The 15896-nt window shown below is 70.9% G+C and carries 8 protein-coding genes; 2 read left to right on the top strand and 6 right to left on the bottom strand.

Annotation, left to right across the window (positions count from 1 at the left end; translation table 11 throughout):
* Positions 1 to 61 precede the first annotated feature (61 nt).
* The 6 genes from HDA31_RS08795 to HDA31_RS08770 form a co-directional block, all read right to left on the bottom strand.
* On the bottom strand, positions 62 to 2947 hold the full coding sequence (locus tag HDA31_RS08795) for a discoidin domain-containing protein (protein ID WP_178065649.1): 2886 nt from the start codon (positions 2945 to 2947) through the stop codon (positions 62 to 64).
* A 145-nt stretch (positions 2948 to 3092) separates the two neighbouring features.
* Positions 3093 to 4739 (bottom strand): glycoside hydrolase family 13 protein, encoded by a 1647-nt coding sequence (locus HDA31_RS08790; protein WP_246384002.1) that lies wholly within the window; start codon positions 4737 to 4739, stop codon positions 3093 to 3095.
* A 168-nt stretch (positions 4740 to 4907) separates the two neighbouring features.
* Positions 4908 to 5795 carry a carbohydrate ABC transporter permease gene (locus tag HDA31_RS08785; RefSeq protein WP_074474131.1) on the bottom strand — a complete coding sequence of 296 codons (888 nt, stop codon included), beginning with the start codon at positions 5793 to 5795 and terminating at the stop codon, positions 4908 to 4910.
* Between the two features lie 12 nt (positions 5796 to 5807).
* Positions 5808 to 6764 carry a carbohydrate ABC transporter permease gene (locus tag HDA31_RS08780; protein WP_178065650.1) on the bottom strand — a complete coding sequence of 319 codons (957 nt, stop codon included), beginning with the start codon at positions 6762 to 6764 and terminating at the stop codon, positions 5808 to 5810.
* A gap of 82 nt (positions 6765 to 6846) precedes the next feature.
* Positions 6847 to 8226 carry an ABC transporter substrate-binding protein gene (locus HDA31_RS08775; RefSeq protein WP_178065651.1) on the bottom strand — a complete coding sequence of 460 codons (1380 nt, stop codon included), beginning with the start codon at positions 8224 to 8226 and terminating at the stop codon, positions 6847 to 6849.
* 388 nt (positions 8227 to 8614) lie between these two features.
* Complete coding sequence (locus HDA31_RS08770) at positions 8615 to 9616, bottom strand: LacI family DNA-binding transcriptional regulator (protein WP_074474493.1); 1002 nt, start codon at positions 9614 to 9616, stop codon at positions 8615 to 8617.
* A 376-nt stretch (positions 9617 to 9992) separates the two neighbouring features.
* Here HDA31_RS08770 and HDA31_RS08765 point away from each other — a divergent pair, with 376 nt between their 5' ends.
* Together HDA31_RS08765 and HDA31_RS08760 are read left to right on the top strand one after the other, a co-directional pair.
* Complete coding sequence (locus HDA31_RS08765) at positions 9993 to 13355, top strand: CARDB domain-containing protein (protein WP_178065652.1); 3363 nt, start codon at positions 9993 to 9995, stop codon at positions 13353 to 13355.
* A 119-nt stretch (positions 13356 to 13474) separates the two neighbouring features.
* Entirely contained in the window at positions 13475 to 15592 is a 2118-nt protein-coding gene (locus HDA31_RS08760) for a glycoside hydrolase family 99 protein (protein WP_178065653.1), read from the top strand.
* Positions 15593 to 15896 lie beyond the last annotated feature (304 nt).

Below are 15896 nucleotides of genomic sequence, written 5' to 3'. Positions count from 1 at the left end.
TGCCCGGGGTGACGTGGGGGGGCGGGGACCGTTCCGGTGCACGGGCCCCGCCCCGGCACGGCTAGCTGGCGTACGCCTCGAACTCGGCGAGCTGCCCGGCGGGCCAGCCGGTGTTGCCGGTGAAGGTGAGCCGGACGAAGCGGCGGTCACCGGCCGGCAGGCCGATGGTGACGAAGTTGCCGGTGGTGGGGTTGAAGGTGTAGCCGGCGGAGGCCCGGAGCGTGCCGTACGTCGCGCCGTCGGTGGAGCCGAGCACGGCGAACGTCTGGGTGCGGGTCTGCCAGGCCGCCTGCTGGGGCAGCCGCAGCACCAGCCGGGACACCGGCCGGGCCGTGCCGAGGTCCACGGTCAGCGACTGGGGGAAGGCGTTGTTGGCGCTCTCCCAGTAGGTGTTCGGGTTGCCGTCGGTGGTGTTGCCGGCGACGTACACGTCGGCGTGGCTGGTGGCGGTGGCCGGACGGCCGGCGGCGAGGTTCCCGGTGGGTGGGGCCGTGGTCGGGGGCGGCGTGGTCGGCGGCGGGGTGGTCGGCGGGGTGCCGCCGTAGACCTCGAACTCCGACAGCTGGGCCGCCGGCCAGCCGGTGTTGGCGCTGACCGTCAGCCGGACGAAACGACGGTCACCGGCCGGCAGGCCGATGGTGACGGCGTTGCCGGCCGCCGGGTCGAAGGTCCGTCCGGCCGCCGCCGCGAGGGTGGTGAACGCGCCGCCGTCGGTGGAGCCGGCCACCGCGATCGTCTGGGTACGGCGCTCCCAGCCGGCGGGCAGTCTCAGCACCACCCGGTCGACCGACCGGACCGCGCCGAGGTCCACGGTCAGCGTCTGCGGAAACGTGTTGTTGGCGCTCTCCCAGTAACTGGCCGGGTTGCCGTCGACCGCGTTCGTCGGCGCGTACGTCTGGTTGCTGCTGGACGCGGTGACCGGGCGGCCCGCGGCCAGGTTGCCGCCGGACGGGGGCGGCGTGGTGGGCGGCGACGTGGTGGTGGGCGGCGGGGTGGTGGGCGGCGGGGTGGTCGGGTTGCTGGTGGTCGGCGGGGTGGTCGGACCGGTCCCCCACTGCGGCTCCGGCCACGGCCCGCAGTACGGGGTGGCGGTGTACCAGCCGGAGTTGCCGGCCCCCTGGGTGATCTGGAACCCGCTGCCCACGCAGTTGTGGATCGGGTTGGGCTGGGCGATCCGGGTGGCCCGCACGTTGGTGAACGAGACCTGGCTGGCCGCCTGCACCTGGAGGGCGTACGTCCCCGCGCCGTCGATGCGGACGTTGTTCAGGTTGATCCCGTTCGTCTGGCCCTCGATCCAGTGCAGCGCCGCGTAGGAGCTGTCCAGGATGTCGGTGTCGGTGATGTTGATGGTGGGATTCTGGAACGCCTCGTTGAGCGCGGAGAACCAGATCGCGCCGACCCCGAAGCGCCAGTTGTAGTCGGAGTTGCCGTTGCGGATCAGGGTGTTGCGGGCGATCGTCCAGGTGCCCAGGACGGCGGTCTGACCCTGCACCCCGGGATACCGGTTGGCGACGTGGATGCCGCCGCCGTTGGTGACCGAGTCCGCGGTCACGTTGTCGGTGATCTTGATGTCCCGGCCGCCGTAGCTGACCAGGTGGTTGGCGAGAATGGTCACGCCGATGGTGTTGAAGGTGAATGAGTTGTTCACGTTCGGCACGTTCTGCGCCCACATGGCGAGGGCGTCGTCACCGGTGTTGCGGACGAAGGTGTTGGTGACCGTGGAGTTGGTGACGCCGGTGTGGAAGTTCACCCCGTCGGCTGTCTGGTCCAGGATCCGGCTGTTGCGGATCGTGAAGTTGTTCATCGGGCCGTCCATCCAGGCCCCGACCTTGGTGTGCTGCATCCAGACGTTGTCCACCACCGAGTCGGTCATCGCCCCGCCGATGGCGTTGACCTGGTCCTCGTCCACCCGTTCCCGGATGTCGCCGATGATGGCGAAGTCCCGCAGGGTGACGTTGCGGCTCGGTCCGTTCGCCTCGTGCGCGCGGATCTCGCCGGTGTAGCCGCCGCCCGGCACGTACTTGCCGTAGATGCCGGCGGCCCGCTTGCGGTCGGTGGGGTGCCGGCCACCGAGGACGGAGTACCAGGGGCCGGCGCCGCGCAGGGTCACCCCGTCGACCACCACGTGGTCCCAGAGGGTGAAGGTGCCGGTGGGGATCCAGACCGCCCGGCCCTGCGCCTGCCCGGCGTCCACCGCCGCCTGGAACTTCGCGGTCGAGTCGGTGGCCCCGGTCGGGTCGGCGCCGAAGTCGGTCACCACGTCCAGCACGCCGGCGGGCTTGGTGATCGGCGCCCCGACCAGCTCGAAGTCGGCCAGGTCGATGGTGAAGGTCGGCGACTGCGCGGTCGAGGAGACCTGGAGGCGGATCTTCGTACCGGCCGGGTAGGTGGTGCCGAACAGGGTGCGGGTCTCGTCGTAGAAGTGGTGCGGGTTGCTGTCGCCCGGGTTGTTGTTGAACGGGTAACCGCCGTAGTACCAGCCGTACCGGGAGGTGACCGGCACCGCCTTGACCAGGATGCCGTTGGCGCGCAGGTCGATGCTGGCGTCCCGGCCGGTGCCGGCGGCGTTGTCCGGCAGGCTGTACCGGAAGGTCACCGCGTTGGCCGGCGCGGTGAGGGTGAACTCGACGTACTCGCCGACCGCGTCGAGGGTGACCGCCTCCCGGCCGGACGCCTCCGAGGGGAGCGTGCCGTAGCGGCGGTCCGGGCCGATCCGGGCGCCGGTGTGGGTGACATCCTCGGCCTCGTGCTCGACGAAGGGAACGGTCGCGCCCCGGCCGGGGATGTCGAACGGGGACAGGCCGGCGGCCCGCGCCGGGGTCGCGGTGGAGGTCAGCGCGACCACGGTGACCGAGGCCGCGGCCAGCGCGGTCGCGGCGAGGGCGGCCAGCCCGGCGCGGGCCCGGGGTCGGGGTGGACGGTGATGGGGGGTGGTGTGGTCGGCCATGAGGGGTGCTCTCCCTTTCGTCAGGTGGCCAGGTTCCCCGTGTGCGGTGCGGCGGAGCGTGTCCTGCGGGTTCGTCCTTCGATGCCCCGACCCTGCGGCCGTGCCGACGGCGGGGCGCCGGCGGCCGGGACGGGCCGCCGGGCGATCAGTGCGACGCGTCCGCCGGGTCGACGGAACGCAGCCAGACGGCGGTGTCCGGGGGCAGCAGGCCGTCGTCGAGCGGCCCGCTGGCCAGCAGCGGTTCCCCGTCGGCGGGGAGCGGGACCGGCGCGTCGGCGAGGTTGACCACGCAGCGGAAGCCCGCGCCCCGCCGGAAGGCGAGCACCCTGTCCGGGGCGGGCAGCCAGCCGAACTCGCCGTCACCGAGGGCCGGGTCGGCCCGCCGGACCCGGATCGCCGACCGGTACAGCTCCAGCATCGAGTTCGGGTCGCCGGTCTGCGCCTGGGCCGTCCGGTCCTTCCAGTCGGCCGGCTGCGGCAGCCAGGGTGCGGCCACCGCGCCGTCCGGGCTGAACCCGAAGGGTGGCTCGTCACCGGCCCAGGGCAGCGGCACCCGGCAGCCGTCCCGACCGGGGTCGACCCGGCCGGAGCGTTCCCACATCGGGTCCTGGCGCAGCGCGTACGGGATGTCCTCGACCTCGTACAGGCCCAGCTCCTCGCCCTGGTAGACGTAGACGGCACCGGGCAGCGACAGCGACAGCAGGGCGGCGGCGCGGGCCCGCCGGGTGCCCAGCTCCAGGTCGGTGGGGATGCCCTCGCGCTTGGCAGCGAAGCTGAACGTGGTGTCCGCCCGGCCGTACCGGGTGACGTGCCGGGTGACGTCGTGGTTGGACAGCACCCAGGTGGCCGGCGCGGCGACCGGCGCGTGCGCGCTGAGCGTCCCGTCGATGCACTCGCGTAGCGCCGAGGCGTCCCAGGCACAGCCGAGGAAGTCGAAGTTGAACGCCGCGTGCAGCTCGTCCGGGCGCAGGTAGTTGGCGAACCGCTGCCGGTCGGGCATCCACACCTCGCCGATCAGGGCCCGGTCGCCGGGGTACCCGTCGGCGAGCCGCCGCCAGGCGCGGTAGATCTCGTGGACCCCGTCCAGGTCCCGGAACGGGTGCGGCCGGTCGGGCAGTGTCTCGGGCAGCGTGCCGTCCTTGACCAGCAGCCCGGCGGAGTCGATCCGGATGCCGTCCACGCCCCGGTCGAACCAGAACCGCAGCACGTCCTCGAACTCGGCCCGCACCCGGGGGTGGTCCCAGTTGAAGTCGGGCTGCTGGGCGGTGAACAGGTGCAGGTACCAGTCGCCGGGGGAACCGTCCGGGTCGGTGGTCCGGGTCCAGGTCGGGCCGCCGAACTCGCCGACCCAGTCGGTGGGCGGCCGGTCGCCGTTCGGACCCCGGCCGGGGCGGAACCAGAACAGGTCCCGCTCGGGCGCCCCCGGCCCGCCGGCGAGGGCCGCCTGGAACCAGGGGTGCGCGTCGGAGCAGTGGTTGGGCACGATGTCGACGATGATCCGGATGCCGAGCGCATGGGCCTCCGCGATCAGCGCCTCCGCCTCCCCGAGGGTGCCGAAGACCGGATCGATGTCGCGGTAGTCGGCCACGTCGTAGCCGGCGTCGGCCATCGGGGACGGATACCAGGGGCTGAACCAGATCGCGTCGACGCCGAGCGCCGCCAGGTGGTCCAGCCGGGCCCGGATGCCGGCTATGTCGCCGATACCGTCGCCATTGCCGTCGGCGAAGCTACGCGGGTAGACCTGGTAGATCACCGCACCACGCCACCACGGACTACCGTCTGCTGTGGTCACGAGCACCCTGCTTTCTGCGTCGGCACGTCGGCGGATTCGCCGGACCTGGATGAGAGTTTCGGGCGAACGGTCGTTGTTCGCCGTGCGGGAAGGTTGCGCGGATGGTCGCGCTGGTGGTGCGGCGGTGCGGTCGGCCGGGGTCGCGCCCGGCGTCCGTCCCGGCCGGGGTCAACCCTTGAGGCTGCCCGTGGTCAGGCCGGACATGATGTTGCGCTGGAAGATCAGGAAGATGAGCACGGTCGGGATCGCGGCGATGACCGAGGCGGCGATGACCACGTTCATCGGGGTGCCGCCGGAGAAGGCGTAGATGCCGACGCTGATCGTCCGGGTCTCGGGCGAGGGCATGACCAGCTTCGGCCAGAGGAAGTCCTTCCAGACCGCCGTCACCGCGAAGATCGAGACCACGCCCAGGATGGGGCGCGACATCGGCAAAATGATCGACCAGAGCGTGCGCAGCGGACTCGCCCCGTCGACCAGGGCGGCGGCCATCAACTCCTCCGGAATGGAGTCGAAGAACCGTTTCAGCAGGAAGATGTTGAACGCGTTGGCGACCGCCGGCAGCCAGATGGCGAACGGCGAGTCGAGCAGGCTCACGTGCAGGATCGGCAGGTCGATCACGGTCACGTACTGCGGGACGACGAGCACCATCGCCGGAATCATCAGCGTCGCCAGCATCAGCCCGAGGATCAGATTGCCGAGCACCGGCCGCAGCTTCGACAGCGCGTACGCCGCGGCGGTGTCCAGGACGAGCTGGAAGACCAGGGCTCCGGCCGCGTAGTAGAACGTGTTGAACAGCAGCTTGGCGAGGTCGAGGTGGCGCCACGCGTCCACGTAGTTCTGAGGCTGCGGGTCCCTCGGGAACAGCGAGGGCGGGGTCTGCGCGATCTCCTGACCGGACTTGAGCGCGCCGGTGACCATCCAGTACAGCGGCCCGACGAAGACCAGGGTGAAGCCCACCACGACGACGGTGAGCAGCGTCCAGTAGACGATCCGGCCCCGGCCCCGGCGCAGTTGGGCGGAGGAGATGAGGGTCCTGGTCGCGGTGTCCTGTGCCATGGCTCCCCTGCCCTAGTCCTGTTTCGCGCTCAGCCGCACGTACGCGGCGGAGAAACCGGCCAGCACCACGAGCATGATCACGCCGAGTGCCGCGGCGCCGTTCAGGTCGTTCTGGAAGAACCCGTGCTGGTAGATGAGGTACGCCACCGACGTCGCGGAGTCCTGCGTGCCGGTGCCGTTGGCGAGGATCAGCGGCTCGACGAAGAACTGCATCGTGGCGACGATCTGCAACATCGCCAGGAGGGCGAGAATCAGGCGGGTCTGCGGGATCGTCACGTGCCGGATCCGCCGCCAGATCCCGGCGCCGTCGAGTTCGGCCGCCTCGTAGAGTTCGCCGGGTATGCCCTGCAGGGCCGCCAGGTAGATCAGCACCGCGCCGCCCATGTTCATCCAGGTCGACGCGATCACCATCGCCGGCATCGTCATCTCGGCGCTCTGCATCCACTGCGAGGTGGGCAGGTGCAGCGCCGTGAGGATCGAGTTGAACAGCCCGGCGTCGCTGGGGTCGTAGGCGTAGAACTTGAACAGGAACAGCGCCGAGGCCGGCGGCAGCATCACCGGCAGGTAGACCAGGATCCGCAGGTACCCCTTGGCGTGACGGAGCTCGTTGAGCAGGACCGCCACGAAGAACGGCACCGCGTACCCGAGGACCAGCGCGAGGAAGGTGAAGTAGAGGGTGTTCTTCCAGGCCGCCCAGAAGCTCGGGTCGGCGAGGATGCGTTCGTAGTTGTCCCAGCCCACCCAGGTGGTGACCCCGCGCCGGGTGCGCTGGAAGCTCATCACCACGCCACGGACCATCGGGTACCAGGAGAAGAACGCGAAGCAGGTCACCGCGCCGATCAGGAAGGCGTGCCCGGTGAGGTTGTCCCGTACCCTGCGGCCGAGGCTGGCCCGCCGGGGCCCGGGCGGGTACGGCGGCGCGGGGCGACCCGGCTTTCTCGTGATCCCCGGGGCGGTGGTGATCGCCAAGGCAACTCCTGGTGGGTTTCGGTGACCGGACGGTGCGGCGCGGACGGGGTGGGGGCCGGGGCGCCGGCCCCCACCGGACGGGTCAGCTCTGGGTGGCGAGCAACTGGTTGACCTTGTCCTCGGCCGTCTTGAGCAGCGCGTCGATGTTCGCGTTCGGGTTCGTCAGGACCCCGGACATGGCGGCGTCGAGCACCGCGTAGATCGCCTGCGCGTTGCGCGGCTCACCCTTGATCGGGACCGGGTTGGTTTCGAAGGCCGCGAAGTTCGCGGTGTCCACGTTGGCGTTCGCCTTGCGCAGCGCGAGTTCCTGCTTCTGCGCGTCGCTCCCGTTGCTGAACAGCAGCGGCTGGGGCAGACCGACCGGGTAGTTCTGCGGCTTGGCCCGGACGTAGTCGAACTGGCCCTTGCCGGGTGTCAGCTTCTGGTACGCGATCCACTTCAGACCGGCCTCGACCTGCTCGGGAGTGAGGCCCTTCTTGAAGAAGTAGCCCTCGCCGCCGCCGAGGGTCCCCAACGCCTGCCCGTCCTGGCCGGGCAGCGGGCCCATCGCCCAGTCCTGGAACCTGCCCTGGAACTGGCTGACGATCGCCTGGGTGGCGTCCGGCGCGCCGACGAACATGCCGACCTTGCCGGCTCCGGCGTTGGTCAACAGGTCGCCCCACTGGAGCAGTTGGCGGGCGCCCATGCTGTTGTCGCCGTACCGCATGTCCTTGAGGTTCTGGAGAACCTGCTTGCCCAGCGCGTTGTTGAAGTCGGCCTTCTTGCCGTCGGGAGTGAGGATCTGGCCGCCCTGGGAGTAGAGCAGGGAGGTGAAGTGCCAGCCGCCGGTGTTGCCGGCGCTGTACTCGGCGTAGCCGGCGATGCCGTTGCCGAGCGCGGCGATCTTCTTGGCGGCGGCCCGCACCTCGGGCCAGGTCCTGGGCGGGTTGTTCACGTCGAGGCCCGCCTGCTGGAACAGGACCTTGTTGTAGACCAGGCCCATCGAGTAGTTCTTCACCGGGACGGCGTAGAGCTTGCCGCCGTCGCTGAACGCCTCCTTCAGCGCCGGGTCGACGCTGTCCCAGGTCGGGACGGTTTCCTTGGTGACGAGCTCGGTGACGTCCATCGCCTGACCGGAGTCGAGCACCTGCTGGAGATCGGTCATGTACCCGTAGAAGACATCGGTGACGGTGCCGCCGGCGAGGCGGGCGGTGAAGTCCGGCGGGTTGTTGCACTGCTCGCCGACGCTGACGCTCTTGACGACGATGTCCGGGTTCTGCCGCTGGAACTCGGCGACGTCGTCGTTCCAGTTCGCCAGCAGCTCCTTCTGCGAGCCGACCGGCTGGCAGTCGACGGTGATGGTGACCTTGCCGGCTGCGGTCGTGCCGCCGTCGTCGCTCTTGGTGGAACAGGCCGTCAGGCCGAGCCCGAGGCCAGCCGCGAGCGCCATCGCCGCGACCCTCCGGTACTGCGGTACGGACATCCGTCCATCCCTTCGGGAACGTGAGACTCCATGGCCACCGCCGATCCGCGGGATCGTCACGTGGTGGTGCCGTGCCGGCGATCCCCGTGCGCAGGTGACCGGGCCGTGGAGCTGCGTGGTGTCAGGTGTGAGTGGGGACACTGTAACGAGACGGACCGATGGCGGCAAGGTTTCGACCACGCCCTGAAAGGACACGACTTCTGCTCAACAGATGGCGACATGATCTTGCCGGACGTCCGGGGAACAGGGCTCTGCGGGCCACCGGGCAGGGGATCAGCGGCCGGGGCACCCGCACGGGCACGGGTCGGCGACCCGGGACCGTCCAGAGTGAGCGGACGGTCCGGGTGAGCGGGTGGGGCGGGTCAGCGGGTGGGGCGGGTGGGGCGGGTCAGCGCCCCGGGGCGGGGGCGGTGGAGCCGCGCACCACCAGCTCGGGCTCGAAGAGCAGCTCGTCGTGGAGCACTCCGGCTCCCTCGATCTGGGTGACCAGCAGGTCCACCGCGGCCTGCCCCATCGTCTCGATCGGCTGCCGCACCGTGGTCAACGGCGGGTCGGTGCAGGTCATGAACGCGGAGTCGTCGAAACCCACCACCGACACGTCGGTCGGCACCGCCCGGCCCAGTCGCCGGGCGGCCCGGATCGCGCCCAGGGCCAGCACGTCGCTGGCGCAGACGATGCCGGTCACGCCACGCTCGATCAGCCGGGCCGCGGCGACCCGCGCCCCCTCCATGGAGAAACTGGAGCGCTCGACGCAGTCCGTGTCGTCCGCCCAGCCCGCCGCCCGGACCATCGCGTCCAACTTGCGCCGGGACGGCACGTGCCCCTCGGGGCCCAGCACCATGCCGATCCGACCGTGCCCGAGCGACCGCAGGTGCCCGTACGCCTGCTCCACCGCGACCGCGTCGTCGGTGGAGACCCGGGGGAAGTCGAGCGTGTCCACCCCGGCGTTGACCAGCACCACCGGCAGCCCCCGGTCGGTCAGCCGCCGGTAGTGGTCGTGCGACGCGTCGGCCAGCGCGTACGAACCGCCGGCGAAGACGACGCCGGAGACCTGGTGGTCGAGGAGCATCTCGACGTAGTCCGCCTCGGAGATGCCGCCGATCGTCCGGGCGCAGAGCGCGGGGGTGTAGCCGCGTTGGGCCAGCGAACCGGTGACCACCTCGGCCAGCGCCGGGAAGATCGGATTCTGCAACTCCGGGAGCACCAGCCCGACCAGGCGGGCCCGTTCCCCGCGCAGCTTGGTCGGCCGCTCGTAGCCCAGCACGTCCAGTGCCGTGAGCACCGCGGTGCGGGTTGCCTCGGAGACGCCGCCGCGACTGTTGAGCACCCGGCTGACGGTGGCCTCGCTGACGCCGGCCTTCTTCGCCACCTCGGTCAGTCGCTTCGTCACGCCGTGATGGTACTGCACCCTTCCTGCAAGAAAGAGCTGCCCGCTGACGTCTCACGTCAACGCCCGGCCGACCGCCGCCGACCGCCGGAGCCGCCCCGCAGCCCGCGCGGACCACGGGCCGCACGACCTCGACCATTGACGAATCCGTATTCGGTCTGAAACATTGAGACCCATCGTGCTGAAAGAAGTCGACGGAAGGGCGCAATCTCTGCGCCAACCGTCGTAATAAGCGTGAGTCACACCGTCGCGGAACGGGCCTCACCGCCGACGCAGCCCGCCCAGCTCCCACGCAGCGCAGCGTACGGTGCGCCGCCCGGTGCCCGGGCCCGCTTGTCGCCGCTGGCCCGGACCTCTGTCGTGCTCCAGGAAGGACGTCATGACACGTACCCGACTCCGCAGACTGCTGGTCGGCGGCTTCCTCGCGGTCGCGCTGCTCGGCGGCGCGGCCCTCGCGCCCACCCCGGCGCTCGCGGCCGGCGGGCCCAACCTGGCCGCCGGCCGACCGGCCGCGGCGAGCGGGGCCAACGGCCCCTACGTCGCGGCCAACGTCAACGACGGCAACCAACACACCTACTGGGAGAGCCCGTCCCACGCGTTCCCGCAGTGGATCCAGATCGACCTGGGCGGCAGCGTCAGCGTCGACCAGGTGAAGCTGAAGCTGCCCCCGACCGACTGGGGCACCCGGACGCAGACCCTCTCCGTCCAGGGCAGCACCGACGGCAGCAGCTTCGGCACGCTCTCCGCGTCGGCCGGTCGGGTGTTCGACCCGGCCTCCACCAACACCGTCACCGTCGACTTCGCCGCGGCCAGCGTGCGGTACGTACGGGTGCACGTCACCGGCAACACCGGCTGGCCCGCCGCCCAGGTCGCCGAGTTCGAGATCTACGGGGCGGGCGGCGGCCCCGGCGATCCGGGTGATCCCGGTGGCACGAACCTGGCCGCCGGCAAGCCGATCGAGGCGTCGTCGTCGACGTTCTCCTTCGTCGCGGCCAACGCCAACGACAGCAGCCCCACTTCGTACTGGGAGTCCGCCGGGTTCCCGGCCACCCTCACCGTGAAGCTGGGCGCGGGCGCCGACCTCACGGCGGTCGTGATCAAGCTCAACCCGGATCCGGCCTGGGGCCCCCGTACGCAGAACCTCGAGGTCCTGGGCCGCACCGACACGGCCGGCGGCTTCACCTCGCTGAAGGCCGCCGCCGCCTACTCCTTCAGCCCGTCGGGCAACCAGAACACGGTGACGATCCCGGTCACCGGCCGGGTGGCCGACCTGCAACTGAGGTTCCTCGGCAACACCGGCGCGCCGGGCGGGCAGGTCGCCGACCTCCAGGTGCGGGGCACCTGGGCACCGAACCCCGACCTGGTGGTCACCACGGCGAGCTGGACCCCGGCCACGCCGAGCGAGGCCACTCCGGTCACGCTGTCGGCCACGGTCCGCAACGCGGGCACCGCCGTCGCGGGCGCGACGAAGGTGGACTTCAGGCTGGGCGGCACGGTGGTGGGCAGCGCTCCGGTGGGTGCGCTCGCCGCCGGCGCCTCGGCCACCGTCACGGCGACCATCGGGACGCAGCCGATGGGCAGCTACCGCGTCTCGGCGGTGGTCGACCCGGCCAACACGGTCGCCGAGCAGAACAACGACAACAACACCTTCACCGCGTCCACCGACCTGGTGGTCACCCAGGCGCCCGGCCCCGACCTCCAGGTCGTGGACATCAGCTCCACCCCGTCGAACCCGCCGGTCGGGGCGGCGGTCACGTTCACCGTGGCGGTCCGCAACCGCGGGATCACCGGCACCACCGCCTCGTCGGTCACCCGGCTCGTGGTGGGCGGCACCACGCTGACCGGCACCACCGCCACCGTGGCCGCCGGTGCCACCGTCACCGTGGCGATCAGCGGCACGTGGACCGCCACGGCCGGGGGAGCCATCCTCACCGCCACCGCCGACGCCACCAACGTCGTCGCCGAGACCAACGAGTCCAACAACTCGTTCACCCGGTCGATCGTGGTGGGGCGCGGCGCGGCGACGCCGTGGGTCGAATACGAGGCCGAGGCCGCCCGTTACCAGGGCACCCTGATCGAGGCCGACCCGCTGCGCACGTTCGGGCACACCAACTTCGGCACCGAGTCCTCCGGGCGCAAGTCGGTGCGGCTGACCAGCACCGGGCAGTTCGTGGAGTTCACCTCGACCAACCCGGCCAACTCGATCGTGGTGCGCAACTCCATCCCGGACGCCCCGAACGGCGGCGGCATCACCGCCAGCCTCAGCCTCTACGTCAACGACACGTTCGTGCAGAAGGTGACCCTCTCGTCGAGGCACAGCTGGCTCTACGGCACCACCGACGACACCGAGTCGTTGACCAACACCCCGCAGGCCGACGCGCGGCGGTTGTTCGACGAGTCGCACGCGCTGCTGGCCCAGTCCTACCCGGCCGGCACCCGGTTCCGGCTCCAGCGGGACGCCGCCGACACGGCGGCGTTCTACATCATCGATCTCATCGACCTGGAGCAGGTGGCTCCCCCGGCCAGCAAGCCGGCCGAGTGCACCTCGATCACGTCCTACGGGGCGGTGCCCAACGACGGGCTCGACGACACCGCCGCCATCCAGCGGGCCGTGACCGACGACCAGAACGGCGTCATCGGCTGCGTCTGGATCCCGGCCGGTCAGTGGCGGCAGGAGCAGAAGATCCTCTCGCCGGACCCGACCCGTGGGCAGTACAACCAGCAGGGCATCCGCAACGTCACCATCCGGGGTGCCGGCATGTGGCACTCCCAGCTCTACACCCTGACCGAGCCACAGAACGTGGTGGGCAACATCAACCACCCGCACGAGGGCAACGTCGGCTTCGACATCGACGACAACACCCAGATCTCGGACCTCGCCATCTTCGGCATGACGACCAACCGGGCCCACCGCGGCCACGGGATCAACGGACGGCTCGGCCGGAACACGAAGATCAGCAACGTCTGGATCGAACACGTCAACGTCGGCGCCTGGGTCGGCCGGGACTACTCGGACACCCCGGCGTACTGGAACCCCGGGGACGGCCTCGAGTTCAGCGGCATGCGGATCCGCAACACCTACGCCGACGGCATCAACTTCTCCAACGGCACCCGCAACTCGCGCGTGTTCAACTCGTCGTTCCGTACCACCGGTGACGACGCCCTGGCCGTCTGGGCCAACCCCCGCGTCAAGGACCCGTCGGTGGACGTCGCGCACGACAACCACTTCGTCAACAACACCGTCCAGTTGCCCTGGCGGGCGAACGGCATCGCGATCTACGGCGGCTACGGCAACACCATCGAGAACAACCTGATCTACGACACGATGAACTACCCGGGCATCATGCTGGCGACGGACCACAGCCCGCTGCCCTTCTCGGGCACGACGCTGATCGCCAACAACGCGCTCCACCGGTGCGGCGGCGTCTTCTGGAACGAGGACCAGGAGTTCGGCGCGATCACCCTGTTCCCGGCCGGTTCCGACATCACCGGCGTCACCATCCGCGACACCGAGATCCACGACTCGACCTACGACGGCATCCAGTTCAAGACCGGCGGCGGCAACATGCCGAACGTCGCGATCACCAACGTGAAGATCGACAAGTCGAACCACGGTGCCGGCATCCTGGCGATGGCCGGTGCCCGCGGCAACGCCCGGCTGACCAACGTCACCATCACCAACTCGGCCGACGGCCACATCGTCACGCAACCCGGATCGAGCTTCTCCATCACCGGCGGCTGAGCCCGCCGATCCCCGACGTGGGATGTCGCCACTCGCCGACGGTGACATCCCACGTCGAGCCCCACCCGCCCGCACCACCGACCGTCCGCTCCTCCCAGCCCTCAAGAGGAGGCATCGCCATGGGACTCACCCGCCGTACGCTCATCGGAGCCGTGGCGGCCGGCACCGCGCTGGCCGCCGTCCCGCCCCGCGACCTGCTGCCGGGCGGTACCGCGTCGGCCGCCGCAGCCAGCCCGCCGGGCGACGTGGTCGGCAAGATCACCGTCGGCTACCAGGGTTGGTTCAGCTGCCCGGGCGACAGCGCGCCGATCGGCGGCTGGTGGCACTGGGGCCGGGACCGGTTCCAGCCACCGTCACCGAACAACACGACCATCGTGTCCTGGCCCGACATGCGGGAGTACCCGCACGGCTACGCCACCGCCTACCCGGCGCTCGGCAACGGCCAGCCGGCACAGCTCTTCTCCTCCTACGACCAGCAGACCGTCGACACCCACTTCCGGTGGATGCGCGACCACGGCTGCGACACCGCCGCGTTACAGCGGTTCAACCCGGTCGGCGACGAGGGGCCGACCCGCGACGCGATGACGGTCAAGGTCCGCGACGCCGCCGAACGGCACGGCCGCAGGTTCTACATCATGTACGACGTCACCGGTTGGACGTCCATGCAGTCCCAGATCAAGGAGGACTGGACGACGAAGATGTCCGCGCACACCGCCTCCCCGGCGTACGCGCGGCAGAACGGCAAGCCGGCGGTGTGCATCTGGGGGTTCGGCTTCAACGACGACGGCCGCCCGTTCGCCCCGGCACCCTGCCTGGACGTGGTGCAGTGGTTCAAGGCCCAGGGCTGTTACGTCATCGGCGGCGTGCCGACGTACTGGCGGCAGGGCATCAACGACTCCCGGCCCGGGTTCTCCGAGGTCTACCACGCCTTCCACATGCTCTCGCCGTGGATGGTCGGGCGGACCGGCACGCTGGACGGGCTGGACTGGTTCCACACGAACGTCAACGTCCCCGACCTGGCCGACTGCGCCGCCCACGGCATCGACTACCAACCCTGCGTGATGCCGGGCGACCTCTCCTCCGGGCACCGCCGCCACGGCGACTTCTACTGGCGGCACCTCTACAACATGGTCCGGCTGGGCGCGCAGGGTCTCTACGTGTCGATGTTCGACGAGTACAACGAGGGCAACCAGATCGCCAAGACCAGCGAGACGCAGGCGACCACGCCGGCCGGCGTCGGCATCCGGTCCCTCGACGAGGACGGCACCTTCTGCTCCGCCGACTACTACCTGCGGATCACCGCCGACGGTGGCCGGATGCTCAAGGGCCAGCTCGCCCTCACCGCGGTCCGGCCGACCCCACCGGTGGTGGGCACGCCGCCACCACCCGGGGGCAACCTCGCCGCCGGCCGCCCGACCAGCGCCAGCAGCCAGAACGGCCCGTTCACCGCCGGCAACGCGGTCGACGGCGACCGGTCCAGCTACTGGGAGTCCACCAACGGCGTCTTCCCCCAGTGGTGGCAGGTCGACCTCGGCGCGGCCCATCCGGTGTCCCGGCTCGTCCTCGCCCTGCCGGACGGCTGGGGGGCCCGGATCCAGACCCTGTCGGTGCAGGGCAGCACCGACGGCGCGACCTTCACCACGCTCGTCGCGGCGACCGCGGTCCGCTTCGACCCGGGCACCGGCAACACCGCGACCGTCACCGTGCCGACCACCACCGCCCGGCACGTCCGGGTGACGGTCACCGGCAACACCGGCTGGCCGTCGGCGCAGCTCGCCCAGGTCGAGGTGTACGCGACCACCGCCCCGCCGCCTCCCGCGACCGACCTGGCCCGGGGCCGACCGACCGCGACGAGCAGCCACACCCAGGGGTACGTTGGCGGAAACGTGGTCGACGGTGACGCCCACAGCTACTGGGAGAGCGTCGGTGGCACGTTCCCGCAGTGGGTGCAGGTGGATCTCGGCTCGGCCAGCCCGGTCGGCCGGGTGGTGCTCGGGCTGCCACCGTCGGCCGCCTGGGCGACGCGTACCCAGACTCTCTCGATCCAAGGCAGCACCGACGGCACCACCTGGCAGACGATCGTCGCCCCGGCCGGTCGGGTCTTCGACCCGGCCACCGGCAACCAGGTGACCGTCTCCTTCGCCGCCACCTCGCGGCGGTACGTCCGGGTCCACATCACCGGCAACACCGGCTGGCCCGCGGGCCAGCTCTCCCGGCTGGAGGTGTATGCCGCCTGAACGGTCGGCACCGACCCGGCCGACGAGGCAACCAGGTGCTCCGCCGCGCTTCGCCCCTGGCGCGCATTCCGCCGAGCCACCACGGGCGTTCGGCAGCCCGGGGACGACGGGCGACGGTCGCCTCGTGCGCCGTAGTCGTGCCCGCCGGGCCCGTCGAGGGGGTGCCAGAGGTTGTTCGGCCGGTCGCGGTCAGCGGGCCGGCACAACCCGGCGTCCACATCCCGCACGGACCCCAGGTCACCCTGGCCGCACGGCCCTCAGGTTGCCCCGGCCGCACGGCCGGGGCAACCACGATCAGCTACGC

Source organism: Micromonospora carbonacea (genome assembly GCF_014205165.1).
In the GTDB taxonomy this organism is placed as follows: domain Bacteria; phylum Actinomycetota; class Actinomycetes; order Mycobacteriales; family Micromonosporaceae; genus Micromonospora; species Micromonospora carbonacea.
This window is presented reverse-complemented; position numbering and strand designations above follow the sequence as displayed.